Below are 26,020 nucleotides of genomic sequence, written 5' to 3'. Positions count from 1 at the left end.
TCGCCCCTACGCCGAAATGTCCTTCGCCGTGAAGCGCGCCCACGCCGCCGAGCCGAACACCGCCGCGTACAGCGCCTGGAGTTCGAGGTTCTTCAGCAGGTCGTCCCAGTAGACCGGGTCGCGCATCAGGTCCGCGAACGACAGCCAGTGGTGGGAGAAGAAGTACGGCTGCAATGCGTCCAGCTGCGGGATCTGGTCCAGGATCTGGACCGTGATCAGCAGGCCGACCGTTGTCGCCATCGCCGCGATGCCGCTGCTGGTGAGGGTCGAGACGAAGAGGCCGAGCGCTGCTATGCCGATCAGTGAGGCCGCCACCGTCAGGGCTATCAGCAGCGCTCGCCACAGGCCCTCGGCGAAGGTGATCCTCGTGCCCGAGATCGTCACCACGTCGCCCAGGGGGAAGAGGACCGCTCCTGTGATCAGTGCCGATACCGCCACGACCAGCGTCGCCAGCACGCAGAACGCCAGCGTCGTCGCGTACTTCGTGAGGAGGAGGCGGGTGCGGCCCGCCGGGGCCACCAGGAGGTAGCGGAGCGTTCCCGCGTTCGCCTCGCCCGCCACCGCGTCGCCCGCGATCACCCCTACCGCCATCGGCAGGAAGAACGGGAGCGTCGCCGCCAGCGCGGTGAACACCAGGAACAGGCCGTTGTTCGTGATCTGCGCAATGAACGCCGGGCCGCCGCCCTCGGGGCCGCCTCCGCCCATCGACGAGCCGTCGCTCGTCTCGATCTTCACCGCCACGCCGATCAGGACCGGCACGCCCGCCAGGACCGCGAGCAGCGCCAGCGTCCGCCAGCGGCGCAGGGTCGTCGTCAGCTCGTTGCGCAGCAGGCCCAGTGTCCAGAGTGGGTTCGGCCGCGATTCCCCCAGCACCGCCCCAGCCGTCCCAGCCGTCTCAGCCGTCTCAGCCCGCGACATCGAAACCCTCTCCTGTCAGGGCCACGAACGCGTCCTCCAGCGACGCCCGTTCCACGCCGAAGCCGCGCACCCGGACGCCCGCGGCGACCAGTGCCGTGTTCAGGTCCGACAGTTCCGTGCCGGGCGGCGGGGGGTCGGCCGTCAGTCCCGTGTCCGTCGTCTCCAGGACCGTGATGCCCTGTTCCTTCAGTACGCGGGCCGCGTCCGTCGGGTCCGGGGTCGTCACGCGGAGCTTTCCGCGTGCTCCCGCCGACAGTTCCTCCACCGGCCCCTGTGTCAGCAGGCGGCCCTGTGCCATCACCGCCGCGTGCGTGCAGACCTGTTCGATCTCGTCCAGGAGGTGGGAGGAGAGGAAGACCGTGGTGCCGTCCGACGCCAGTTCGCGGATGAGCGTTCTGATCTCGCGCATGCCCTGCGGGTCCAGGCCGTTCGTCGGCTCGTCCAGGACCAGGAGGCGGCGGGGTTGCAGCAGCGCCGCGGCCAGGCCCAGGCGCTGTTTCATGCCGAGCGAGTACGCCTTGGCCTTCTTGGCCGCGGCGGCCGTCAGGCCCACCCGGTCAAGGGCCTGGGCGACCCTCGCCTTGCGGGTGCGGGGGTTCGCGGTCGGGTCCGCCGAGTCGTAGCGGAGCAGGTTGTCGCGGCCGTTCAGGAAGCCGTACAGGGCCGGGCCCTCGATGAGGGCGCCGACGTGCGGCAGGACGGCGCGGGTGGCGCGCGGCATCGGCCGGCCGAGGACCCGGGCGGTGCCCGCGGTCGGCTCGATGAGGCCCATCAGCATGCGGATGGTGGTGGTCTTGCCCGAGCCGTTCGGCCCGAGGAAGCCGAAGACGGCGCCTTCCGGGACGGTCAGGCTCAGCCGGTCGACCGCCAGCTGGCCGCCCCGGTACCGCTTGGTCAGCTCCCGGGTCTCGATGACCGGCGCCATGCCCCTCCCCTGTCACGTGCGGTGGCGGGGGACCGTGTGCGCCGGCCCCCCGCCACTGCCCCGCCGCCGTCGTGTCAGCCTGCGTCGGCCGCCTTCACCAGCGCGGACTTGGTGACCGCGCCCGCGTACACCTTCCCGTCCTCGGTGATCAGTACGTTCACCAGGCGGGTCGAGTAGACCGTGCCGGAGCCGAACTTCCCCGAGACCTTGTCGCCGAGGGAGTTCAGGAAGCCCTGCGCCTCGGCCGGCATGCCGCTCGGTGCGTTGCCGGAGGCCAGGCCCGCCGCTCCGGCGGCGTCACCGGGCAGCTTCAGCTCGGCGACCGTGGTCCAGCCCTCACCGATCACGTTCAGTCCGTCGAGGTCGGCGGCGCTCGGGGCCCGGCCGGTCCGGCCGGGGTGGTCCCGCCGCGGCAGGTCGTCGGCCTCGGTGACCTTCGTGCCCTGCGACGGCTTGAAATCGAAGGTCGACGCGGACGGCTTCGCGAAGTCGACCTTGGTGAAGCCCGCGTCGACCACCGCCGCCCCGCCGCCCGCCGGGGTCAGCGTGAACTTCAGCGGCGTACCGGTCTTCGCGTCCACGGAGACCGTGATCGCGCCGACCGTCGACCCCGACTGCTTCGGCTTGATCTGCAGCCGGTACGCGTCACGGCCCGCGACCTGCGCCGTGCCGTCGACCGTGAACGACGTGGTGTCGGCGGACGCCTTCAGGATCTCGTCCGTGAGCTGCTTCGGTGTCGCAGGGACGTCCGGTGACTGCTTCTTCGCCCGGTCGTCACCGGCCGTCTGCTCCGTCTTCGCGTGGTACGCCTGGTCCGACCCGCTGTCGTACGCCCAGACGTCCGCGCCGTTGTGGATCACGCTGTACTCGGACGCGTCGTCCAGGATCGAGAGCTTCTGGCGGTTCTCGCCGTCCGCGGCGACGCGGAGGGTGTGCGTGCCGGTCGCCAGCTCGGTGAGCTTCTCGCGCGGGTCGGCCGATGCCGAACCCTTGTCGCCGCTGCCGCCGTTCCCGCCGGTCAGGCCCGAGGCCACGCCGCCGAGCGACGGCAGGCCGAGGTCCGTGTGGATCTTGATGGTGCCGGACAGCCGCTCGGTGTCCGACTTGGCTATCTTCTCGATCAGTTCCTGGGCCGTGATCTTCGGCAGATCCGGGTCGCCCGAGTCGGCGAGCGCCGGGACGAGGCCGATCGTCGCCGCCGCCACCCCCACGACGGCCACGGGGACCGCGTACCGCGCCAGCTTGCGTCGCCCGGCGCCCTGCCTGTCTTCGGATTCGTACGATGCCATGCTGATGCCCTACCTCCGTCTTCGGCGGCGGCGCCCTGCGTACTCGTCCACCCCAAGCCGCCATTCTCACCCGGATTGGTAAGGAGTGGTGTACCCAATCTGACCAAACCGGCCACCACGAAGCGTCAGACCGCGGGATCAACTCCGGGTACGCCTATGGGATGACACCGGGCGCCGCCCTCTCAGGGTTCAGCCCGCCCGGTGCACCACCGCGTCGCAGAGTTCGACGAGCGCCGCCTTCGCCTTGCACTCCGGCAGCGGGTTCAGGGTGGCGCGGGCCTCCTGCGCGTACCGCACGGTGTCGCGGCGGGCCTGCTCCAGGGCCGGGTGGACGCGGAGCCGGGAGATCGCCTCGGCGAGCTTCGCGTCGTCCGAGAGGTCCGAGTCGAGGAGGTCGACGAGGGCCTGGTCCTCGGGCAGACCGAGGAGGCGGGCGCGCTCGCGCAGGCGCAGGACCGGCAGCGTGGGGATGCCCTCGCGCAGGTCGGTGCCGGGGGTCTTGCCGGACTCGTGGGAGTCGGAGGCGATGTCGAGGACGTCGTCGGCGAGCTGGAAGGCGACGCCGAGCCGCTCCCCGTACTGGGTGAGGACGTCGACGACCGTCTCGTCGGCGCCGGACATCATGGCGCCGAAGCGGCAGGCCACGGCGATGAGCGAGCCCGTCTTGCCGCTGAGCACGTCCAGGTAGTGGTCGACCGGGTCGCGGCCGTCGGCCGGGCCCGCGGTCTCCAGGATCTGGCCGGTGACCAGGCGCTCGAACGCCTCGGCCTGGATGCGGACGGCGTCCGGGCCGAGGTCGGCGAGGATGTGCGAGGCGCGGGCGAAGAGGAAGTCACCGGTCAGGACGGCCACCGAGTTGCCCCAGCGCTGGTTGGCGCTCTCCACGCCGCGGCGCACGTCCGCCTCGTCCATCACGTCGTCGTGGTAGAGCGTCGCGAGGTGGGTCAGCTCGACGACGACGGCGGAGGGCACGATGCCCGGCGCGTACGGGTCGCCGAACTGGGCGGCGAGCGTCACGAGCAGCGGCCTGAAGCGTTTGCCGCCGGCCCGCACCAGATGCTGGGCGGCCTCGGTGATGAAGGGGACCTCGCTCTTGGTCGCCTCGAGCAGCCCCTCCTCGACAGCCGTCAATCCAGCCTGGACATCGGCTTCGAGAGCCTGGTCCCGCACGCTAAGACCGAAAGTCCCGACGACGGTCACGAGAGGTTCTCCTGTCTGCTGACGATCACGACGCTCACATGGCGAACTCGGTCGATCACTCGGTCGATCATTCGGTCTTCACTCGGTCGATGACACGGTTTGTCGATGTGTCGCTGCCATCACTCAAGTCAGCGTATCCGGTCGCGTTTCGATCACAGGGGGCGCCCGCCCGGACAACCCGGGCCAGGCGGCCGCAGGGCACCCCCGGTATGTTCTTGATCAGCCCATACGACCGGGAGTACGTATTTTGTCCCGCACCAGCGACACCACCGAACCCGGTGCTCAGCCGCCGCCGGGCGACGACACCGCCTTCTTCGGGCAGCCGCGCGGCCTGCTCACGCTGTCCGGCCTGGAGGTCTGGGAACGGTTCTCGTTCCTCGGCATGCAGGCCATCCTCGTGCTGTTCTTCGCCGACACCGTCGCACACGGCGGCATGGGCATGGACGCCGGGACCGCCGCCTCGGTCTCGGCGGCTTACGGCACGCTCGTCTACCTGGTATCCGTCGCGGGCGGCTGGCTCGCCGACCGGATCCTCGGCTCGTACCGCGCCGTGCTGTGGGGCGGCATCCTCATCGCCTGCGGCCACTACTCGATGGCGGTGCCCACCGCCGCGATGACGTGGGTCGGGCTCGGCCTGATCAGCGCCGGTACCGGGCTGCTCAAGCCGAACGTGGCCTCGATGGTCGGCAAGCTCTACCGCACCGACGACCAGCGCCGCGACGCCGGCTTCGCGCTGTACTACATGGGGATCAACATCGGCGCCTTCGCCGGGCCGCTGATCACCGGCTGGCTCGGCGACCACAAGGGCTGGCACTGGGGCTTCTCGGCCGCCGCCGTCGGCATGACGCTCGGCCTGATCCAGTACGTGGCCGGACGGCGTCACCTGGCCGGGCGCAAGCACGCCGCCGAATACCGGCTGGCGCCCGAGGGGATGCGGCGCGCGGTGCGCCTGATCGTCGTGGGCGTGGTCGTGGTGGCCGCCCTCGCCGTGCTGCTCGCCTCCGTCGGCTGGCTGACCATGGACCGCTTCGTGGACTGCCTCACGGTCATCTCGGTGATCGCGCCCGTCGTGTACTTCACGGTGATGTTCCGCAGCCCGCGCGTCACCGCCGAGGAGCGCGGGCGGCTCCGCCCCTACCTGGTGCTCTTCATCGCGTCGGTGGCCTTCAATTTCATCCTCTTCCAGGCCTACTCGACCATGATCCTGCTGGCCTCCACCAACGCCGAGACGTCCATCCTCGGCTTCCACTTCCCGGCCGGCTGGTACGCCTCCGCGCTCGGCGCCTTCGAGGTCGCCCTCGCGCCCGTGGTCGCCGGGGTGTGGGCGCGGATGGGACGGCGCCAGCCGCACGCCTCCAACAAGATCGCGTTCGGGGTGATCCTCGGCGGCCTGTCGTTCCTGCTCATGGTCCTGCCGACCGCCGGGCACAGCGGCGACACGTACAAGATGGCCGTCTGGTGGATCGTCGGCTCCTACCTGCTGCTCGGGCTCGGCGACATCCTCGTGGAGACCTCCGGCATGTCGGCCACGACGAAGCTCGCCCCACAGGCCTTCGCCAGCCAGACCATGTCCCTCTGGTTCCTCTCGCTCGCCCTCGCCAACGGCATCCAGGCCCAGACCGTGAAGCTCTACGGCGAGGTGTCCAACCCCGCCTACTTCGGTGTCAACGGCGCGGTCGCCGTCGCCGTCGGGGTCGCCGTCATCACCCTGGCGCCCTGGCTGCGCCGCACCATGCACCCAGTTCACTGACGCTCCCGGGACACCTGACGCCCCAGAGACACCGGACGCCACCGAGGCAACCGAGGCCACGCCCCCCACCGACGCCACAGAGGTTCTGCCATGAGTACTCCGAAGATCCAGACGACATTCCCGTACGGGACGGTGCGCGAGGACATCCGCGTACCCCTCTCGGACGGGACGACGCTCTTCGCGCGCGTCTGGCGGCCGGTCACCGACGAACCGGTGCCGGTCCTCCTCGAATACCTGCCCTACCGGCTCTCCGACTGGACGGCGCCCCGCGACTGGCAGCGCCATCCCTGGTACGCGGGCCACGGCTACGCCTCCGTCCGCGTCGACGTGCGCGGGCACGGCAACTCCGAGGGCATGCCGGGCGACGAGTACGACGCGCAGGAACTCAGCGACGGCGTCGAGGTCGTGAACTGGCTGGCCGAGCAGGAGTGGTCGTCGGGCAAGGTCGGCATGTTCGGCATCTCCTGGGGCGGGTTCAACTCCCTGCAGATCGCGGCCCTCGCGCCCGAGCCGCTCAAGGCGATCGTCACCGTGTGCAGTACGGACGACCGCTATGACAACGACGTGCACTACATGGGAGGTTCCGTCCTCGCCGTCGACATGCACGCGTGGGCGGCGACCATGCTCGCGTTCGTCTCCCGCCCGCCCGACCCGGTGTTCGTCGGCGACCACTGGCGCCAGATGTGGACCGACCGCCTGGAGGCCGTCGAACCGTTCATCCACACCTGGCTGACCCACCAGACCCGCGACGGCTACTGGCGCCACGGCAGCGTCTGCGAGGACTACTCCGCGATCAAGGCGGCCGTTCTGGCGGTCGGCGGCTGGCACGACCCGTACCGCGACACGGTCCTCCGCCTCGTGGAAGCGCTCCCCGACAACCAGGTGCGCGGCATCATCGGCCCCTGGTCGCACCAGTACCCGGACCGGGGCCTGCCGCCGGGCCCGGCGATCGGCTTCCTCCAGGAGACCCTGCGCTGGTGGGACCACTGGCTCAAGGGCGACGACAGTACGGGCGTCATGTCGGAGCCCAAACTCCGCTCCTGGATCAGCGACTCCCACCCGCCCGCCACGGTCTACGAGGAGCTGCCGGGCCACTGGGTCGGCGACCCCGCCTGGCCCTCGCCGAACGTCTCCCCCGTCACCTACGCCCTCCAGGGCAGCCCCGTCCAGGTCCGCTCCCCGCAGCAGACGGGCCTCGACGCGGGCCGCTTCTTCCCCTTCGGCAACGACGCGGACCTGCCGCCCGACCAGCGCGACGAGGACGCGAAGTCGGCCTGCTTCGAGTTCGAGGTGGAGGACGACGTACGGGTCCTGGGCCGGCCGCGCGTCACTGCCCGCGTCACCAGCCAGGTCCCGCGCGGGCAGGTGATCGCCCGGCTCTGCGACATCGCCCCCGACGGCTCCTCCACCCTGGTCACGCGTGGCGTCCTCAACCTGGGCTCGCGCCACGGCCGCGCCGCGTCCGTCCCCTGGCTGCCCGGCACGACCGAGGACGTCACCTTCGAGCTGAACGGCATCGGCCACACCTTCCCCGCCGGACACCGCATCCGCCTCGCCGTCTCCTCCGTCTACTGGCCCTGGATCTGGCCCCAGCCGGGATCGGCCAACGGCTTCACCCTGGAACCGGCGGGCAGCACCCTCGAACTCCCGGTACGGGGCGGCGAACTCGGCGGCGTCATCTCCTTCGGCGACCCCGAGCAGTCCGAGCCGCTCGGCGTCGTCCACCCCGCCTCCCTCGACGAGCCGCGCCCCGAGCGCCTCGTCGTCCGCGACGTCGCCAAGGGCGAATGGCACCTGGAGGTCGACCCCCGCTACGGCGGCACCCGCGTCTACCCCGACGGCCTCGAATTCACCGAGGACGCCCTGGAGACGTACACCATCCAGGAGGACGACCCGCTCTCCGCCCGCACCCGCTCCGACTGGTCGATCCGGCTCCACCGGCCGGAACTGGCGTGGGACGCGACGGTGCGGACCCGCTCCGAAATCGCTTGCACGGAAAACGAGTTCGTCACGACGAGTGAGGTGTTGTGCCGGGACGGGGGCGAGGTGGTGTTCCACCGGACGTGGGAGAAGAGGATTCCGCGGACGGCGGGGTGAGCATCCGGTCGGAGACGGCGGGTGAGCATCCGGGCGCGGATACGGCGGGGTGCGCGCCCGGGCTCGGAGACGGCCGGGTGCGCGTCCAGCCACGGAAACGGCGGGGTGCGCGTCCAGCCACGGAAACGGCGGGGTGCGCAACCGGCCACGGAAACGGCCGGGTGCGCAACCGGCCACGGAAACGGCGGGATGCGCAACCGGCCACGGAAACGGCGGGATGCGCAACCGGGCGCGGAAACGGCGGGGTACGCAACCGGCCACGGAAACGGCGGGATGCGCAACCGGCCACGGAAACGGCGGGACGCGCATCCGGGCGCCGAGACGGCGGGGTCAGCAACCGGGTGCGGGGACGGCGGGGTGCGCGTCCGGGCGTGGGCGGCTATCCGTACAGCCGCTCCAGGACCGCGGCCACCCCGTCCTCCTCGTTCGACGCCGTCACCTCGTCGGCGACAGCCCTGAGTTCAGGGTGCGCGTTGGCCATGGCCACGCCGCGCGCCGCCCAGCCGAACATCGGGACGTCGTTCGGCATGTCGCCGAAAGCGACCGTGTCGCCGGGGCCCGCGTCGAGGCTCCGGGCGGCCAGGCTCAGCCCCGTCGCCTTGGTCACGCCGCGCGGCTGGAGCTCGACGGTGCCGGGGCCCGACATGGTGACGGAGGCGAGCGGGCCGACCGCGGCGCGGGCCACGGACGCCAACTCGTCGTCGCCCAGGCCGGGGTGGCGCAGCAGCACCTTGCTGATCGGCTCCGCCCACAGGTCGGCGCGGCGGCCGACCCGGACGGCGGGCAGCGTGGGGTGCGGCATGAGGTACTGCGGCTCGATGAGGGTGAGGCCGTCGACGCCGTCCTGGTCGACCGCCGCGAAGACCTGGCCGACCTCCGCCTCGATCTTCCCCAGCGCCTGCTCGGCCAGCTCGCGGTCGAGCGTCAGCGACCACAACAGCCGCCCGCTCGCCGCGTCGTAGAGCTGCGCGCCCTGCGCGCACACGGCGAGCCCGGCCCCGCCGAGGTCGTCCAGGAGCGGGCGGACGCGGGGCGCGGGCCGCCCCGTCACCACGATGTGCCGGGCCCCGGCCCGGCCGGCTGCCGCGAGTGCGGCCCGGGTGCGGTCGGAGACCGTGTCGTCGCCGCGCAGCAGCGTTCCGTCCAGGTCAGTGGCGATGAGGGCATATGCGGGAGCGGCCATGATCCGAAGAATACGGACACTCCGACACCGCGGGCCGTCGAGTACCGGTCGGGTGGGGCGGGTGTGGTAATGGGGCCCGCGCCGGTCAGACAGGGCTGACGTACGCCTCGTAGAAGTACTCCGCCTCGGAGACGATCACGAGCCGGTCGAGCGACTCCGACAGGAACATCCAGGGTTCCTCGACGGCGTCCCGCAGCCGCGCCGTCCAGCCCGTCGCGGGGGCCGTGCACTCCAGCCAGGGCCGCAGGGGCACATGGCTGGCCACGTAGAGCGTTCCCGTCACCCCGTGCGCCGCGAGCAAGCCCTCGATCCAGGCGTCGAGTTCGTGCGGCGGGGCGTCCTCGGGCAGGAGTTCGTCCGGCTCCGTGCGGACCGACTGCGACCGGTCGATCGCCGCGCGCACCCACTCCGGCTCCCCGCCGGGCGGCAGCGCGCCACCGGTCCGCAGGCCGCCCAGTCTCGCCTCGACGACCTCCAGGGCCGCTTGCTCGCGGCGCTCGCGAAGCTTCCGCCGCAGTCTCCTTTCCACTGCATCGCTCCCGTGCGTAATAGATGTGGTGCTTCGGCATCTACCAGTACGACATCCCCGACGGCCCCCGCGTCATCGCCGAGCGCACCGCCGACCCGAGGGCGCCCCGTCCGTGGGGGCCGAGCGCCGGGGGCGTCTCACCCGTGTGCGGCCGCCAGGTGCCGCGTCAGCCGCGGTGACGCGAACGCCGTGCCGCACACGAACCGCATCAGCGGACCGTACGAGGATCCGCTCAGCAGGCCCGTGAAGTAGAGCCCGGGGACGGACGAGACGTACCCGGCGCCGAGGCGCGGGGACCCCCGGCTGACGGCGATCCGGGCGCGCAGCCCGTCGCCGAGGAACGGCAGGGCCGCCAGGTCGACGCGGTAGCCCGTAGCCGCGATCACGTGGTCGGCGAAGAGATCCTCGCGACGGCCGTCGTGGGTGCGGACGGTGAGGACGGGGGCGCCGCCCGCGACGGTAGCTCCCTCGACGGCGGCGACGTCCCGCACCGCCACCTTCCCCTCGAACCGCTCGCGCAGCCACCAGGCACCGAGGGGTCCCAGGACGCGGCGGGTCAGGAAGTGGCGTACCGGCGGCGGCAGTCGGCGGTAGTGGTGCGGGTAGTACGTCAGCGCGTACAACGACCACGCTCGCCCGAACGGCGTCCACGGCCGGAACCGGGGCTGCTCCCACGGCGGCGCCCCGAACCGCACCCGGCCCCGGCCGCGCGCCACCACCCGTACGTCCGCCCCGGCCTCGGCCGCGAGCGCCGCCGTCTCCAGGGCGGACTGGCCCGCCCCGACGACGAGCAGCTCCTTCCCCGCGAAACGGGACAGGTCGTGGTGGTGTGCGCTGTGCGAGATCGGCCCCAGCGATCCAACCGGCTCCACCGCCCCCACCGGCTCCACCGACCCCACCGACCCCACTGGATTCACCGGCTCCACTGGATTCACCGATCCCACCGGCCCCAGCTCTCGCGGAACATGCGCCAGGCCGGACAGGCCGGTGGCCACGACCACGGCGCGGGCCGTGAACCGCTCGCCCGAGTCGAGCCGGAGCTCGAATCCGGTACGGGCCCGCTGCTCCACGGAGACGACACGCACGCGCTCCACGCCGGGCACCAGCGTGCGCCCGAACCAGTCCCCGTACGCGGTGAACACCTCGGCGGGGATCAGGTCCTCGTCCGTGACCAGGCGCTCGATGCCCGTCGCCGCGCAGAAGTCGCCGAGGGTGTGACCGCGCCGCGGCGCGTCGATGTTCGATGCCGCCGGGACGGATTTGAGGATCATGCCCTCGGGCATGTGCGCGCGCCAGCTCTCCATCGGGTCGCCGAAGACGCGGACGGGGAGGCCGCGGGCCCGCAGATGGGCGGCGGTGGACAGGCCGTAGGGGCCCGCGCCGATGACGGCCACCGGTCGGCTCACCGGGTCCCTCCCGGACGGGCGGCGCGGTGGGTCCGCCAGAGCCGGCGGAGGTGGTGCGCCCCCGGACCCGCGGAGCGGGCGAGCATCGTGACGAACGGGCGCGGGTCGTCCGCCGCCCACCAGGCCAGTTCCGTGCAGCGCGCGCGGCCCGGATCGCGTACCGGCGTGACGCGGGCGCCGCGCCGGTACGCGATCCGGGCCGGCAGGTCGATGTTCTCGACCATGTACCGCCTGCCCGCCCGCTGTTCAGCCGGCGGCACGTCGCGGCCGGTGAGCGAAAGGTGCAGGGCGCGGACGACGTCCACTCCCGCGTCGGTCTCGAACAGCCGGAACTGCGCCCCCACCCGCGGATTGAAGTCGAGCAGTTTGTACTGGCCGTCGCGCCGGTCGAGACGCAGGTCGAGATCGATGATCCCGACGAAGCCGAGCTGCTTGACGAAGCGCATGACGAGATCCGCGAGCACGGGGTTGCCGACGCCGTACGCGTGCGCCGTCATCCCCGCGTACGGCGGCCACGAGCGGATCTTGACTCCGGTGAACAGGGCGCGGGGCGTGGCGTCCCGGCCGACGTACGCGTGCACGATCCAGTCCTCGGCGTCCTCGCGCGGCAGGTACTCCTGGAGGATCACGCCGGGCCGCTCGCCCCAGGTCCGGGCGAGTCCGCGCAGGGCGGCGGGGGTCCTGATCAGCGTCGTCCCGTTCACCGCCGGTTCGCTGCGGCGCGTGAACGCCTCGCGGTTCTTCGCGACGACCGGGAAGCGGTCCGGCTGCCCGGCGAACTCCTCTACCTCCGCACGGCTGCGGGGGAACACCGCCTCCGGCGTCGGAACCCCGTGCTCCCCGCACAGCTCGTACAGCCCTTGCTTGCTGGCCAGTCGGCGCGGCAACGTCCGCTCCACGCGCGGGAAGAGATATCCCGCGGCGGCGAGCGGCCCCTGGTGCTCGGCGACGACGACGGCCGCCTCCTCGTCCGTGGGGATCAGCACGGTCGGCCGCCCGATGCGGCGCGCGACGCGCAGCAGGCCGTCCACCAGGTACCGGGGCTCCTCCGTCCCGGTCGTCCGCCACGGGAAAGCGCCGCGCAGATAGCGGGAGGCGGCGGCGGGCGTCCACCGGTCCTCGGTGATCGCGTACATGGGCACGCCGAGACGGCCCAGACTGCGGATGGCACCCACGCCTCCGTGGTGCAGCGGATAGGCGCCGAACTTGACGATCAGGCCCGGCACGTCCCGGTCCAGGACGGGAGCGTCGGGCGGCGGCGTCATGAGCGCGACGCTAGACCGAAGACGCCTCCTCCCGCACCGGGCGATCCGGTCATGCCGCGCTCCTCGGGCCCTGCCCGGAACCCGCGTCTCCCCCGTAACGTGATCCGCACGCGATGGAAAGTGAGGAAAGCAGGCATGACCGGCATGGCTGGCACGTCCGAGCACACCCCGCTCGACCTCCCCGAGGGCGACCCCTTCGGCCCGCACAACCTTCCCTACGGCGTCTTCTCCGACGGCGCCCCCTCCGACGGCGCCCCCTCCGACGGCGTCTTCTCCGACAGCGCGGACGGACCCGCCGGTGCGCGCCGGGTCGGCGTTCGCATCGGCGATCACGTCCTCGACGCGGGCGCGGCGGCACAGGCCCTCGGCTCCCCGCACGCCGCGCTCCTGTCGGCACCGACCCTCGACCCGCTCCTCGCGGCGGGCCGTACGGCCTGGACGGACGTGCGCGGCGCGCTGATGTCCTGGCTGACGGAACCGGCCCACCGGCCCACCGTCCTGCCCTTCCTGCGCCCGCTCTCCGAGGTCACGCTGCACCTCCCCTTCGAGGTCGCGGACTACGTCGACTTCTACGCCTCCGAGCACCACGCCTCGAACCTCGGCCGCCTCTTCCGGCCCGACGAGGAGCCCCTGAAGCCCAACTGGAAGCACCTGCCGGTGGGTTACCACGGCCGCGCCGGCACCGTCGTCGTCTCGGGGACGGACGTCGTCCGCCCGTCGGGCCAGCGCAAGGGACCGTCCGATCCGGGCCCGGTCTTCGGCCCCTCGCTCCGCCTCGACATCGAGACGGAGGTCGGCTACGTGGTCGGGGTGCCCTCCGCGCAGGGCACCGCCGTGCCGCTGTCCGCCTACCGCGACCACGTCTTCGGCGTCTGCCTGCTCAACGACTGGTCGGCGCGTGACATCCAGTCCTGGGAGACGGTGCCGCTCGGCCCGCACCTGGGCAAGTCCTTCGCGACCTCGATCTCCGCGTGGATCACGCCGCTCGACGCCCTGGACGAGGCCCGCGTACCCGCGCCGCCGCGCACCGTCCCGCTCCTGCCCTACCTGGACGACGGCGACCCCTCCCTCGCCCCCGCCGGCTACGACCTGCGCATCACGGTCTCCCTCAACGGCCACACCATCTCCGAGCCCCCGTTCTCCGGCATGTACTGGACGGGCGCCCAGATGCTCGCCCACATGACCGTCAACGGCGCCTCCCTGCGCACCGGCGACCTCTACGGCTCCGGCACCATCAGCGGACCCGGCGCACACGAACGCGGCTCGCTCATCGAGATGACCTGGAACGGCCGGCAGCCTCTCGAACTCCCCGACGGCAAGCGCGGCTTCCTGGAGGACGGCGACGTGGTGACCCTGTCGGCCTGGGCCCCGGGCCCGGGAGGCACCCGGGTGGCCCTGGGCGAGGTGACGGGCAGAATCACAGCCCCCTAGGGGCGCGGGGAACCGCGCGAGCCACCACAGCGGACGAGTCACCCGCGAACGCACCCCACCCCCCACGGCGCACAGGCACGACCCGCACCCCGGCGCGGGTGGCACAACCACCCCACCCGCGCCACAACCCCGCAGGTCACAGCCGAACCGCCGCAGGCACTTGGTGCCGCAACACAACAGCAACACCACCCGCCCCCACCCCGGCTATCGTCCCTGCCACGCCCGCCGCAGACCGCGTACGAGACTCCACCGGGGCCGGGGCGACCACCGTCGCCGACGGCCGCGCGGTCGGCGCGGCCGGCTTCCACACCCGCACCGGCCGGTTCGTCACGGTGCGCGCGGGCGCCGTGATCCTCGCGACGGGCGCCTGTGGCCGCCTCGGCCTGCCCGCCAGCGGCTACCTCTACGGCACCTACGAGAACCCCACCAACGCCGGTGACGGCTACGCCATGGCCTACCACGCGGGCGCCGCCCTCACCGGCATCGAGTGCCTCACCGACCCGGCGTGGCAGGTGCGCGCGGGCTCGGCCACGGCCCTCGGCGGCGCCACGGGCTCCGCCCCCGTGATCGAGGCGTTGGCCGAAGCCCTGACGGACACCAACGCCGACGTCCGTAAAGCGGCCGTCCTCGCCCTGCGCCGTCACGCCCCGACCGCACCCCCGGCCCGCACGGCCCTGGCGACGGCGGCCAAGGACTCGGACGCGGACGCGGACGCGGACGTCAGGGCCTACGCGACCCGCACCGTCTGAGACGTACGCGGGGCGCGGCACCGCTGGACCGGACCCTGCCCCGTGTCACGACCACGACCCCGCTCACCAGTCGATCTCCTCGGGCTCGGGCTCGGGTCCGAAGTCCGGCTCGGGCCCGAGGTCCACGTCCGGCTCTTGCTCCGCCGCGCCCGCGGCCGCGGCCGGGCCCGGCGCAGGGCCACCGCCGTCCAGTCCGGCCAGGACCTCCAGCACCCCCGCGCCCCACGTAGTCAGCTTCTTCTCTCCGACCCCGCCGATGGTGCCCAACTGGGAGAGCGACGCGGGGCGTTGGACCGCGATCTCCTTGAGCGTCGCGTCATGGAAGATGACGTACGCCGGAACCCCGTTCTCCTTCGCCTGCGCGCCGCGCCAGGACCGCAGCGCCTCGAAGACCGGCAGCAGCTCCTCGGGCAGGTCGGCGGCGGGCGTCTTCGCCTTGCGCTCACGGGCCGTGGCGCGCGGCGCCGCCGTCTTCTTGGGCTCCTTGCGCAGCCGCACCTCGCGCTGCCCGCCGAGCACGCTCCCGCTCTCCTCGGTGAGGACCAGCGTCCCGAACTCGCCCTCGACGGCGATGAGGCCCTGAGCCAGCAACTGCCGGACCACGCCCCGCCATTCGACCTCGGTCAGCTCGTCACCGATGCCGAAGACGGAGAGCTGGTCGTGGTCGAACTGGATGACCTTCGCGCTGCGCTTGCCGAGCAGGATGTCGATGATCTGGCCCGCGCCGAACTTCTGCCTCCGCTCCCGGTCGAGCCGCACCACCGTGGAGAGGATCTTCTGCGCGGCGACCGTGCCGTCCCACGTCTCGGGCGGGGTCAGGCACGTGTCGCAATTGCCGCAGGCGCCTGACTGGGGGTCCTGACCGAAGTACTGGAGCAGCTGGGACCTGCGGCACTGAGCCGTCTCGCAGAGCGCCAGCATCGAATCGAGGTGGGCGGAGGCACGGCGCCGGAACGCCTCGCCGCCCTCCCCCATGTTGATCAGCTTGCGCTGCTGGACGACGTCCTGGAGCCCGTACGCCATCCACGCCGTCGACGGCATCCCGTCACGCCCGGCGCGGCCCGTCTCCTGGTAGTAGCCCTCGACGGACTTCGGCAGGTCCAGGTGGGCGACGAACCGGACGTCCGGCTTGTCGATGCCCATGCCGAACGCGATGGTCGCGCAGACGACCAGGCCCTCCTCGCGCAGGAACCGGGACTGGTGCGCCTGGCGCGTGCCCGCGTCGAGGCCCGCGTGGTACGGCACGGCCTCGATCCCGTTCCTGCTGAGGAACTCGGCGGTCGCCTCCACCGACTTGCGCGACAGGCAGTACACGATGCCCGCGTCGCCCTCGTGCTCCTGCTTGAGGAAGGAGAGCAGCTGCTTCTTGGGGTCGGCCTTGCCGACGATCCGGTACTGGATGTTGGGCCGGTCGAAGCTGGCGACGAAGTGCTTGGCGTCGGGCATGCCCAGGCGATGGGTGATCTCCTGGTGCGTGGCATGCGTCGCCGTCGCCGTCAGGGCGATGCGCGGCACGTCGGGCCAGCGCTGGCCGAGCACCTCGAGGGCCAGATAGTCCGGGCGGAAGTCGTGGCCCCACTGGGCGACGCAGTGCGCCTCGTCGATGGCGAAGACGGAGATCTTGCCCCGGGAGAGCAGATTGAGCGTGGCGTCGAGCCGCAGCCGCTCGGGCGCGAGGTAGAGCAGGTCCAGCTCGCCCGCGAGGAACTCGGCCTCGACGGTGCGCCGCTCGTCGAAGTCCTGCGTGGAGTTCATGAAGCCCGCGCGCACACCGAGCGCCCTGAGCGCGTCCACCTGGTCCTGCATGAGCGCGATCAGCGGCGAGACGACGATGCCCGTGCCTGGTCTCACCAGCGCCGGGATCTGATAGCACAGCGACTTGCCGCCACCTGTCGGCATGAGGACGACGGCGTCCCCGCCGCTCACCACGTGCTCGATGACCGCTTCCTGCTCGCCGCGGAACGCGTCGTACCCGAAGACGCGGTGGAGCGTGGCCAGCGCCTCGCTCTCGGTCATCTCGCTCATATCCCCAGTCCCGTCCTGCTGCTCTCGACTTCCCTGGCAACGATAGGGGTCCGGACCGACAGCCCGTGAGTTATCCACAGCAACGCCTGTGGATAACTTCGTCACAACCGCGACGTCGTTCACACGTCCGTATGAGACGGGATCATTACTGCCGGTTAGCCTGAAGACTCCGGCGAGACTCCGTCCCATGGGAGCACTGATGAGCATCGAACCAAAGGCGTCCCGCACGCCGACCTGGCCGATGCCGCCCGAGGGCGGCTACACCGCCGATGACCTGGATCGGCTTCCGAATCTTCCTCCGCATACGGAGCTGATCGACGGGAGTCTGGTCTTCGTGAGTCCGCAAGCCATCTTTCACGAGCGTACGGTCGACTACTGCAAGTGGCAGCTGCAGTCCGTAGCGCCTGAGGGTTTCGAGGTCTATCGCGAGTTCACCATCGACATCGACCGCCAGAATCGCCCCGAGCCGGACGTGGTCGTCGTCAGGGAAGACGTCGTCGAGGACCCGAACCAGACCCGTTTTCCCGCCGAAGCCGTGATCCTGGCCATCGAGGTCGTCTCCCCCGACTCCGTCTCCCGCGACCGCGAGACCAAGCCCCTGAAATACGCCCGCGCCAAGATCCAGCATTACTGGCGTGTGGAGAACGAGAACGGCAAGGCCGTCGTCCACGCCTTCGAGCTGGAGCCGACCACCGGTGCGTATGTGAGTGTCGGCATCTTCCGTGAGCGCATGAAGGTGGACGCCCCCTTCACCGTCGACCTGGACCTCGCCGCGATCAAGGCGCGTCACGGCAGGAGCACCTGAGGGCTCGCTCCCGTCCCGGACAGCCGTGAGCCCGGCCCCCGTCCAGAGGCCGGGCTCTCGCACGCTCAGCGGAGCGCTACCGCACGAAGACCCCCGCCTGGCCCGCCAGGTCGAGGAAGTACTGCGGCGCCAGGCCGAGCACGACCGTGACCGCCACACCCACCGCGATCGTCGTCATGGTCAGCGGCGACGGCACGGCCACGGTCGGACCGTCCGCCTTCGGCTCGCTGAAGAACATGACGACGATCACCCGGATGTAGAAGAACGCGGCGATCGCCGACGACACCACGCCGACCACGACGAGCGCGCCCGCCCCGCCCTCCGCCGCCGCCTTGAACACGGCGAACTTGCCCGCGAACCCGGAGGTCAGCGGGATACCGGCGAAGGCGAGCAGGAAGATCGCGAAGACGGCCGCGACCAGCGGGGAGCGGCGGCCGAGCCCCGCCCACTTCGACAGGTGCGTCGCCTCGCCGCCCGCGTCGCGCACCAGCGTCACCACGGCGAAGGCGCCGATGGTGACGAAGGAGTACGCGCCCAGGTAGAAGAGGACCGACGAGACGCCGTCCGGGGTGGTCGCGATGACGCCCGCGAGGATGAACCCGGCGTGCGCGATCGACGAGTACGCCAGAAGCCGCTTGATGTCGGTCTGCGTGATCGCGACGATCGCGCCGCCCAGCATCGTGACGATGGCGACGGCCCACATGACCGGCCGCCAGTCCCAGCGCAGTCCGGGCAGGACGACGTAGAGCAGGCGGAGGAGCGCGCCGAACGCGGCGACCTTCGTGGCCGCCGCCATGAAGCCGGTGACCGGGGTCGGGGCGCCCTGGTAGACGTCCGGCGTCCACATGTGGAAGGGCACGGCGCCGACCTTGAACAGCAGGCCCATGACGACCAGCGCCATGCCGATGAGCAGCAGCGCGTCATTGCCCATGGTGTCGGCGAGCGCCGGGTCGATGTCCGTCACCGAGCCGTCGGCGACGCTCGCGATGGTGGCGTACGAGACGGAGCCCGCGTAGCCGTACAGGAGCGCGATGCCGAACAGGGTGAAGGCCGAGGCGAAGGCGCCGAGCAGGAAGTACTTGACGGCTGCCTCCTGCGACATGAGCCGCTTGCGGCGGGCCACGGCGCACAGCAGGTACAGCGGGAGGGAGAAGACCTCCAGGGCGATGAAGAGCGTCAGGAGGTCGTTCGCCGCGGGGAAGACCAGCATGCCGCCGATCGCGAAGAGCACGAGCGGGAAGACCTCGGTGGTCGTGAACCCGGCCTTGACCGCGGCCTTCTCGCTGTCGCTGCCGGGTACGGAGGCGGCCTGCGCGGCGAAGGAGTCGACGCGGTTGCCGTGCGCCTCCGGGTCGAGCCGCCGCTCGGCGAAGGTGAAGACCGCGACGATCCCCGCGAGCAGGATCGTGCCTTGCAGGAAGAGGGCCGGGCCGTCGACGGCGATCGCGCCCATGGCCGCGATGTGCGCCTTCGTCGTGCCGTAGCCGCCGGCCGCGAGCGCCACGACCGCGGCGAAGGCGGCGGCGAGCGCGACGACCGACAGGAACACCTGCACGTAGTAACGGGACTTGCGGGGCACGAACGCCTCGACCAGGACCCCCAGGACGGCGGCACCGATGACGATCAAGGTCGGGGACAATTGCCCGTATTCGATCTTCGGTGCGTCGATCTTGGAGATCGGATCGGCGGCGGTTGTCCACAGGCTGTGGACGGCTGAAGCGCTCACTTGTGGGCCGCCTCCACTTCCGGCTTCGGGTCCTTCTTCTGGACGTCGGACATGGTGTGCTCGACCGCCGGGTTCACCAGCTCGGTGAGCGGCTTCGGGTAGACACCGAGGAAGATCAGTACGGCGATCAGCGGGACGACCACCGCCAGCTCGCGTGCTCGCAGGTCCGCGATGGACTCGGTCGACGGCTTCACGGGGCCGGTCATGGTGCGCTGGTAGAGCACCAGCGTGTAGAGCGCGGCCAGGACGATGCCGACGGTGGCGATGATGCCGATGACCGGGTAGCGCGAGAACGTGCCGACCAGGACGAGGAATTCGCTCACGAACGGGGCGAGGCCCGGCAGCGAGAGCGTCGCGAGTCCGCCGATCAGGAACGTGCCGGCGAGCACCGGGGCGACCTTCTGCACACCGCCGTAGTCCGCGATGAGCCGCGAACCGCGCCGCGAGATCAGGAACCCGGCGACGAGCATCAGCGCCGCCGTCGAGATGCCGTGGTTGACCATGTAGAGCGTCGCGCCCGACTGGCCCTGGCTGGTCATCGCGAAGATGCCCATGATGATGAAGCCGAAGTGCGAGATCGACGCGTACGCCACCAGGCGCTTGATGTCGCGCTGGCCGACCGCGAGCAGTGCTCCGTAGATGATGCTGATGAGGGCGAGCACCAGGATGACCGGCGTCGCCCACTTGCTCGCCTCGGGGAAGAGCTGGAGGCAGAAGCGGAGCATCGCGAACGTGCCGACCTTGTCGACCACCGCCGTGATCAGCACGGCGACCGGGGCCGTGGCCTCGCCCATCGCGTTCGGCAGCCAGGTGTGCAGCGGCCACAGCGGGGCCTTCACCGCGAAGGCGAAGAAGAAGCCGAGGAAGAGCCAGCGTTCGGTGTTGGTCGCCATGTCGAGCGAACCGTTGGCCCGCGCCTCGGCGATCTCCTGGAGCGAGAAGTTCCCCGCGACCACGTAGAGGCCGATGACGGCCGCCAGCATGATGAGGCCGCCGACGAGGTTGTAGAGGAGGAACTTCACGGCCGCGTACGAGCGCTGGGTCGCCGCCTCCTTCTCGCCGTGCGGGCCCGCGCGGTCGCCGAAGCCGCCGATGAGGAAGTACATCGGGATGAGCATGGCTTCGAAGAAGATGTAGAAGAGAAAGACGTCCGTGGCCTCGAAGGAGATGATCACCATCGCCTCGACCAGCAGGATCAGGGCGAAGAAGCCCTGCGTCGGCCGCCACCGGCCCGCGGCGACGCTCCGGGACTCGGCCCCCGTCTCCTGCGGGTCCGCGTCGTGCCACCCCGCGAGGATCACGAACGGGATCAGCAGCGCGGTCAGGGCCACGAGCGCGACCCCGATGCCGTCCACGCCCAGTTCGTAGCGGACGCCGAAGTCGGCGATCCACGCGTGCGATTCGGTGAGTTGGTAGCGGCCACCGTCCGGGTCGAACCGGACCGCGACGATCGCCGCGAGGACGAGCGTCCCGACCGAGACGAGCAGGGCGAGCCACTTGGCCGCGGTGCGCTGTTTCGCCGGCACGGCGGCCGTGGCGATCGCGCCCACGGCCGGGAGCACCGCCGTCGCTGTCAGCAGAGGAAAGGACATCGGTATCAGACCGCCCTCATCAGCAGGGTCACGGCGGTGATGACCGCCGCACCGCCGAACATCGAGACGGCGTACGAGCGCACGTAGCCGTTCTGGAGCTTGCGCAGCCGGCCGGAGAGACCGCCCACCGACGCCGCCGTCCCGTTGACCACCCCGTCGACCAGGGTGTGGTCGACGTAGACGAGCGAGCGCGTGAGGTGCTCGCCGCCGCGGACGAGGACTACGTGGTTGAAGTCGTCCTGGAGCAGGTCGCGGCGGGCCGCCCGGGTGAGCAGCGAGCCGCGCGGGGCGACCGCGGGGACCTCCCGGCGCCCGTACTGGAGCCAGGCGATGCCGACGCCGATGACCAGGCACACCATGGTGGCGCCGGTGACGACGCCCGCGCTGATCGGCGCGTGCCCGTGGCTGTGTCCGGTGACCGGCTCCAGCCAGCCGAGGAAGCGGTCGCCGATCGAGAAGAAGCCGCCCGCGAAGACCGAACCGACAGCCAGCAGGATCATCGGGATCGTCATGGACGAGGGCGACTCGTGCGGGTGCGGCTCGTCGTGGGCACCGCGCGTCTCGGCGGCGGGCTCGGCGCTGGGCTGCTCCGGCGAGGCGGTCGCCCGGTTCTTCCAGCGCTCCTCGCCGAAGAACGTCATGATCATCACCCGGGTCATGTAGAACGCGGTGATGGCGGCGCCGAGCAGGGCGACGGAGCCGAGGATCCAGCCCTCGGTGCCGCCCTTGGCGAAGGCCGCCTCGATGATCTTGTCCTTGGAGAAGAAGCCGGACAGGCCCGGGAAGCCGATGATGGCGAGGTAGCCGAGGCCGAACGTCACGAAGGTGACCGGCATGTACTTCCTGAGGCCGCCGTACTTCCTCATGTCGACCTCGTCGTTCATGCCGTGCATGACCGATCCGGCGCCGAGGAAGAGCCCGGCCTTGAAGAAGCCGTGCGTCACCAGGTGCATGATCGCGAAGACGTAGCCGACGGGGCCGAGGCCCGCGGCGAGGATCATGTAGCCGATCTGCGACATCGTCGAGCCCGCGAGGGCCTTCTTGATGTCGTCCTTCGCGCAACCGACGATCGCACCGAACAGCAGCGTGACCGCGCCGACGATGGTGACGACCAACTGGGCGTCCGGCGCGGCATTGAACAGCGCCCCGGAGCGGACGATCAGGTACACGCCCGCGGTCACCATGGTCGCGGCGTGGATGAGGGCCGAGACCGGGGTCGGGCCCTCCATCGCGTCCCCGAGCCAGGACTGGAGCGGGACCTGCGCCGACTTGCCGCACGCGGCGAGCAGCAGCATCAGGCCGATCGCGGTGAGCTTGCCCTCGGAGGTGTCACCGGCGCTGCCGAGCACAGGACCGAAGGCGAACGTGCCGAAGGTCGTGAACATCAGCATGATCGCGATGGACAGGCCCATGTCGCCGACGCGGTTGACCAGGAACGCCTTCTTCGCGGCGGTCGCCGCGCTCGGCTTGTGCTGCCAGAAGCCGATGAGGAGGTACGAGGCGAGGCCCACGCCCTCCCAGCCGACGTACAGCAGCAGGTAGTTGTCGGCGATGACGAGGAGCAGCATCGCCGCGACGAACAGGTTCAGGTAGCCGAAGAAGCGGCGGCGCCGCTCGTCGTGCTCCATGTAGCCGATCGAGTAGATGTGGATCAGCGTGCCCACACCGGAGATCAGCAGGACGAACGTCATGGACAACTGGTCGAGCTGGAAGGCGACGTCCGCCTGGAACCCCTCGACGGGGATCCAGCTGAACAGGTGCTGGTGGAAGGTGCGCTCCTCCGCGCCCTTGCCGAGCATGTCGGTGAAGAGGATGGCGGCGATCACGAAGGAGACGGCCGCGAGCACCGTGCCGAGCAGGTGGCCCACCCGGTCGAGGGCCCGGCCGCCGCACAGCAGGACGGCCGCTCCGAGCAGGGGCGCCGCTACGAGCAGCGCGATCAGGTTCTCTGCGTTCATGTGGTTCGCGGCCCCTTACAGCTTCATCAGGCTGGCGTCGTCGACCGAGGCCGAGTGGCGGGAACGGAACAGCGACACGATGATCGCGAGGCCGACCACGACCTCCGCGGCGGCGACGACCATCGTGAAGAAGGCGATGATCTGGCCGTCGAGATTGCCGTGCATCCGGGAGAACGCGACGAAGGCGAGATTGCACGCGTTCAGCATCAGCTCGATGCACATGAACACGACGATCGCGTTCCGCCTGATGAGCACGCCGGTGGCGCCGATCGTGAACAACAGGGCGGCGAGGTAGAGGTAGTTGACGGGGTTCACTTCGACGCCTCCTCTGAACGCTCGAGGCGGTCGGCCGAGCGCTGCTCCAGGGCCTTGAGATCGCTGAGCGCCTCGCCCGAGACGTCGCGGACCTGGCCGCGGTCGCGCAGCGTCCTCATGACGGTGAGCTCGGACGGGGTGCCGTCGGGCAGCAGGCCCGCGATGTCCACCGCGTTGTGCCGGGCGTAGACGCCGGGGGCGGGCAGCGGCGGCAGGTGCTTGCCCTCGCGGACGCGCTGTTCGGCCAGCTCCCGCTGGGTCTTGGCCCGCTCGGTGCGCTCGCGGTGCGTGAGCACCATCGCGCCGACCGCGGCGGTGATCAGCAGGGCGCCGGTGATCTCGAAGGCGAAGACGTACTTGGTGAAGATGAGGGCCGCGAGGCCCTCCACGTTCCCGCCCGCGTTCGCCTTGCCGACGCCGTTGAAGTGCGACAGCGACGCGTTCGCGATGCCCGCAATGAGCAGGATGCCGAAGCCGAGCCCGCACAGGGCGGCCAGCCAGCGCTGTCCCTTGACGGTCTCCTTGAGGGAGTCCGCGGCGGTGACACCGACGAGCATGACGACGAAGAGGAACAGCATCATGATCGCGCCGGTGTAGACGACGATCTGCACGATGCCCAGGAAGTACGCCCCGTTGGCCAGATAGAAGACCGCGAGGATGATCATGGTTCCGGCGAGGCACAGGGCGCTGTGCACGGCCTTCTTCATCAGGATCGTGCACAGCGCGCCGATGACGGCGACCGTGCCGAGGACCCAGAACTGGAAGGCCTCACCGGTGGAGGTCGAGTAGGCGGCGGCGAGCTGGGTCATCACCGGATCACCTGCTCCGACGCGGGCTCGCCCTCACCGAACGTACTGGCCGCCTCCTGGGGCGTCTCGCCCTTGCTGACGGCGACCTGGCGCTCGGTGCCGGGCGCGGCCTCGGTGACCAGGCCCCGGTAGTAGTCCTGCTCGTCCGTGCCGGGGAAGATCGAGTGCGGCGATTCGACCATGCCCTCCTCGAGCCCGGCGAGCAGCTGCTCCTTGGTGTAGATGAGGTTGGCGCGGCTGCTGTCGGCCAGCTCGAACTCGTTCGTCATCGTCAGCGCGCGCGTGGGGCACGCCTCGATGCACAGGCCGCACAGGATGCAGCGGGCGTAGTTGATCTGGTAGACGCGGCCGTACCGCTCGCCCGGGGAGTAGCGCTCCTCCTCGGTGTTGTCCGCGCCCTCCACGTAGATGGCGTCCGCCGGGCAGGCCCACGCGCACAGCTCGCAGCCGACGCACTTCTCCAGGCCGTCCGGATGGCGGTTGAGCTGGTGCCTGCCGTGGAAGCGGGGAGCGGTGGTCTTCTTCTGCTCCGGGTACTGCTCGGTCAGCCGCTTCTTGAACATGGCCTTGAAGGTCACGCCGAAGCCGGCCACCGGGTTCATGAACCCGGGCGTGGTGTCCTTCTCGTTCTCGTTCTCGTCAGCCATCGGACGCCTCCTTTCCGTCGCGAGATCCGCCGAGTGTTTCGTCACTCGCAGTATCGGGCCCACCACTGACAATCAACTCGCGCTCCCGGCGCGGGCGTCGGCGCGGCACGGGTGGCAGGGTCTGTCCGGGCAGCGGAGGCACCGGGAAGCCGCCCGCCATCGGGTCGAACGCGACCGGCTCCTCGGCCTCGGCGCGCTGCTTCTCGCCCCGGTCGCGGAAGATGTCCACGGCGAACGAGAGCAGCAGGATCACGAGGATGGCGCCGCCGATGTAGAGGGCGATGTCGGCGAAGTCGTAGTTCTCGTTGTGCAGGGTCCGCACCGTGGCGACGAGCATCAGCCACACCACGGAGACCGGGATGAGGACCTTCCAGCCGAGCTTCATCAGCTGGTCGTAGCGCACGCGCGGCAGCGTGCCGCGCAGCCAGATGAAGAAGAACAGCAGCAGCTGCACCTTGACGACGAACCAGAGGAGCGGCCACCAGCCGTGGTTCGCGCCCTCCCAGAACGTGGAGACCGGCCACGGTGCGCGCCAGCCGCCCAGGAAGAGCGTGACGGAGACCGCGGAGACCGTCACCATGTTCACGTACTCGGCGAGCATGAACATCGCGAACTTGATCGACGAGTACTCGGTGTTGAAGCCGCCGACGAGGTCGCCCTCGGACTCCGGCATGTCGAACGGGGCGCGGTTGGTCTCGCCGACCATCGTCACGATGTAGATCAGGAACGAGACCGGGAGCAGCACGATGTACCAGCGGTCGTGCTGCTGGGCGACGATCTCCGAGGTCGACATCGAGCCCGAGTACAGGAACACCGAGGCGAACGCGGCGCCCATCGCGATCTCGTAGGAGATCATCTGCGCGCAGGAGCGCAGGCCGCCGAGGAGCGGGTACGTCGATCCGGAGGACCAGCCGGCGAGGACGATGCCGTAGATGCCGACGGAGGCGACCGCGAGGATGTAGAGCATCGCGATCGGCAGGTCGGTGAGTTGCATCGCCGTACGGTGGCCGAAGATCGAGACCTCGTTGCCCGACGGGCCGAACGGGATGACGGCGATCGCCATGAACGCGGGGATCGCGGCGACGACCGGCGCGAGGACGTAGACCACCTTGTCCGCGCGCTTGACGATCAGGTCTTCCTTGAGCATCAGCTTGATGCCGTCGGCGAGCGACTGGAGCATGCCCCAGGGGCCGTGCCGGTTGGGGCCGATGCGCAGCTGCATCCAGGCGACGACCTTGCGCTCCCACACGATGGAGAACAGCACGGTCACCATCAGGAAGGCGAAGCAGAACACCGCCTTGACGACGACCAGCCACCACGGGTCGGTGCCGAACATCGACAGGTCCTCGGCGGCCAGCGGGCTCAATGCCGTGGGGCTCAATGCCGTGGAGCTCAGTGCCA

At 70.7% G+C, this 26,020-nt stretch carries 21 protein-coding genes and 1 pseudogene; 6 read left to right on the top strand and 16 right to left on the bottom strand.

The genetic code is table 11. The features are described 5' to 3' along the window. Positions 1-6 precede the first annotated feature (6 nt). The 4 genes from ACH4RC_RS30325 to ACH4RC_RS30310 form a co-directional block, all read right to left on the bottom strand. A complete protein-coding gene (locus ACH4RC_RS30325) occupies positions 7-918 on the bottom strand; it encodes an ABC transporter permease (RefSeq protein ID WP_398206577.1) in 912 nt (303 codons plus the stop codon). Continuing rightward, a complete protein-coding gene (locus ACH4RC_RS30320) occupies positions 905-1,843 on the bottom strand; it encodes an ABC transporter ATP-binding protein (RefSeq protein ID WP_398206576.1) in 939 nt (312 codons plus the stop codon). Before ACH4RC_RS30320 ends, ACH4RC_RS30325 begins: the two co-directional genes overlap by 14 nt. A 74-nt stretch (positions 1,844-1,917) precedes the next feature. Continuing rightward, a complete protein-coding gene (locus tag ACH4RC_RS30315) occupies positions 1,918-3,132 on the bottom strand; it encodes an outer membrane lipoprotein carrier protein LolA (protein WP_398206575.1) in 1,215 nt (404 codons plus the stop codon). A gap of 189 nt (positions 3,133-3,321) precedes the next feature. Continuing rightward, positions 3,322-4,332, bottom strand: a complete 1,011-nt coding sequence (locus ACH4RC_RS30310; RefSeq protein WP_398206574.1) for a polyprenyl synthetase family protein — start codon at positions 4,330-4,332, stop codon at positions 3,322-3,324. 247 nt (positions 4,333-4,579) lie between these two features. Between ACH4RC_RS30310 and ACH4RC_RS30305 the strand changes: the two genes are divergently transcribed. Together ACH4RC_RS30305 and ACH4RC_RS30300 are read left to right on the top strand one after the other, a co-directional pair. Continuing rightward, positions 4,580-6,082: a peptide MFS transporter gene (locus tag ACH4RC_RS30305; protein ID WP_398206572.1), complete on the top strand. Its 1,503-nt coding sequence runs from the start codon at positions 4,580-4,582 to the stop codon at positions 6,080-6,082. 90 nt (positions 6,083-6,172) lie between these two features. Beyond that, on the top strand, positions 6,173-8,179 hold the full coding sequence (locus ACH4RC_RS30300; protein WP_398206571.1) for a CocE/NonD family hydrolase: 2,007 nt from the start codon (positions 6,173-6,175) through the stop codon (positions 8,177-8,179). 379 nt (positions 8,180-8,558) lie between these two features. Here the strand turns inward: ACH4RC_RS30300 and ACH4RC_RS30295 are convergent, their stop codons facing one another. The 4 genes from ACH4RC_RS30295 to ACH4RC_RS30280 form a co-directional block, all read right to left on the bottom strand. Next, positions 8,559-9,362 (bottom strand): HAD family hydrolase, encoded by an 804-nt coding sequence (locus ACH4RC_RS30295; protein WP_398206569.1) that lies wholly within the window; start codon positions 9,360-9,362, stop codon positions 8,559-8,561. Between the two features lie 85 nt (positions 9,363-9,447). Continuing rightward, positions 9,448-9,891 carry a hypothetical protein gene (locus ACH4RC_RS30290; protein WP_398206568.1) on the bottom strand — a complete coding sequence of 148 codons (444 nt, stop codon included), beginning with the start codon at positions 9,889-9,891 and terminating at the stop codon, positions 9,448-9,450. Between the two features lie 137 nt (positions 9,892-10,028). Continuing rightward, entirely contained in the window at positions 10,029-11,297 is a 1,269-nt protein-coding gene (locus ACH4RC_RS30285; protein ID WP_398206567.1) for an FAD-dependent oxidoreductase, read from the bottom strand. After that, positions 11,294-12,562, bottom strand: a complete 1,269-nt coding sequence (locus ACH4RC_RS30280; RefSeq protein WP_398206565.1) for an ATP-grasp domain-containing protein — start codon at positions 12,560-12,562, stop codon at positions 11,294-11,296. The genes ACH4RC_RS30285 and ACH4RC_RS30280 overlap by 4 nt, the downstream gene beginning before the upstream one ends. A 135-nt stretch (positions 12,563-12,697) precedes the next feature. Here ACH4RC_RS30280 and fahA point away from each other — a divergent pair, with 135 nt between their 5' ends. The 3 genes and pseudogenes from fahA (at position 12,698) to ACH4RC_RS30265 (ending at position 14,742) form a co-directional block, all read left to right on the top strand. Beyond that, complete coding sequence (gene fahA / locus ACH4RC_RS30275; protein ID WP_398206564.1) at positions 12,698-13,993, top strand: fumarylacetoacetase; 1,296 nt, start codon at positions 12,698-12,700, stop codon at positions 13,991-13,993. Between the two features lie 272 nt (positions 13,994-14,265). Continuing rightward, positions 14,266-14,484, top strand: a pseudogene (locus ACH4RC_RS30270) (FAD-binding protein); the annotation flags it as partial. Next, a complete protein-coding gene (locus ACH4RC_RS30265) occupies positions 14,476-14,742 on the top strand; it encodes a HEAT repeat domain-containing protein (protein WP_398206712.1) in 267 nt (88 codons plus the stop codon). The pseudogene ACH4RC_RS30270 and the gene ACH4RC_RS30265, both read left to right, overlap by 9 nt. Positions 14,743-14,805: 63 nt before the next feature. On the opposite strand, the gene recQ is transcribed toward ACH4RC_RS30265, so the two are convergent. Continuing rightward, positions 14,806-16,767: a DNA helicase RecQ gene (gene recQ / locus ACH4RC_RS30260; RefSeq protein WP_398206562.1), complete on the bottom strand. Its 1,962-nt coding sequence runs from the start codon at positions 16,765-16,767 to the stop codon at positions 14,806-14,808. A 199-nt stretch (positions 16,768-16,966) separates the two neighbouring features. On the opposite strand from recQ, the gene ACH4RC_RS30255 reads away from it, so the two are divergent. Further along, positions 16,967-17,572 carry a Uma2 family endonuclease gene (locus ACH4RC_RS30255; protein WP_398206561.1) on the top strand — a complete coding sequence of 202 codons (606 nt, stop codon included), beginning with the start codon at positions 16,967-16,969 and terminating at the stop codon, positions 17,570-17,572. A gap of 76 nt (positions 17,573-17,648) precedes the next feature. On the opposite strand, the gene nuoN is transcribed toward ACH4RC_RS30255, so the two are convergent. From nuoN to nuoH, 7 genes are read right to left on the bottom strand one after another with little or no spacing between them, the layout of a single operon-like run. Further along, complete coding sequence (gene nuoN / locus ACH4RC_RS30250; protein ID WP_398206560.1) at positions 17,649-19,298, bottom strand: NADH-quinone oxidoreductase subunit NuoN; 1,650 nt, start codon at positions 19,296-19,298, stop codon at positions 17,649-17,651. Continuing rightward, a complete protein-coding gene (locus tag ACH4RC_RS30245) occupies positions 19,295-20,890 on the bottom strand; it encodes an NADH-quinone oxidoreductase subunit M (protein ID WP_398206558.1) in 1,596 nt (531 codons plus the stop codon). Before ACH4RC_RS30245 ends, nuoN begins: the two co-directional genes overlap by 4 nt. 5 nt (positions 20,891-20,895) lie before the next feature. Then, positions 20,896-22,848, bottom strand: coding sequence for an NADH-quinone oxidoreductase subunit L (gene nuoL / locus ACH4RC_RS30240; protein ID WP_398206557.1), 1,953 nt, complete (start codon positions 22,846-22,848; stop codon positions 20,896-20,898). Positions 22,849-22,863: 15 nt separating this feature from the next. After that, complete coding sequence (gene nuoK / locus ACH4RC_RS30235) at positions 22,864-23,163, bottom strand: NADH-quinone oxidoreductase subunit NuoK (RefSeq protein WP_003974374.1); 300 nt, start codon at positions 23,161-23,163, stop codon at positions 22,864-22,866. Beyond that, on the bottom strand, positions 23,160-23,972 hold the full coding sequence (locus ACH4RC_RS30230) for an NADH-quinone oxidoreductase subunit J (protein ID WP_398206555.1): 813 nt from the start codon (positions 23,970-23,972) through the stop codon (positions 23,160-23,162). Before ACH4RC_RS30230 ends, nuoK begins: the two co-directional genes overlap by 4 nt. After that, positions 23,972-24,619, bottom strand: a complete 648-nt coding sequence (nuoI, locus tag ACH4RC_RS30225) for an NADH-quinone oxidoreductase subunit NuoI (protein WP_398206554.1) — start codon at positions 24,617-24,619, stop codon at positions 23,972-23,974. The genes ACH4RC_RS30230 and nuoI overlap by 1 nt, the downstream gene beginning before the upstream one ends. Next, positions 24,612-25,985 carry an NADH-quinone oxidoreductase subunit NuoH gene (nuoH, locus tag ACH4RC_RS30220; protein ID WP_398206711.1) on the bottom strand — a complete coding sequence of 458 codons (1,374 nt, stop codon included), beginning with the start codon at positions 25,983-25,985 and terminating at the stop codon, positions 24,612-24,614. The genes nuoI and nuoH overlap by 8 nt, the downstream gene beginning before the upstream one ends. Positions 25,986-26,020: the final 35 nt, after the last annotated feature.

This window comes from Streptomyces sp. NPDC016845 (assembly GCF_044332585.1).
Classification (GTDB): Bacteria; Actinomycetota; Actinomycetes; order Streptomycetales; family Streptomycetaceae; genus Streptomyces.
The sequence above is the reverse complement of the archived record's forward strand: the minus strand, read 5'-3'. Positions and strand labels throughout refer to the sequence as shown.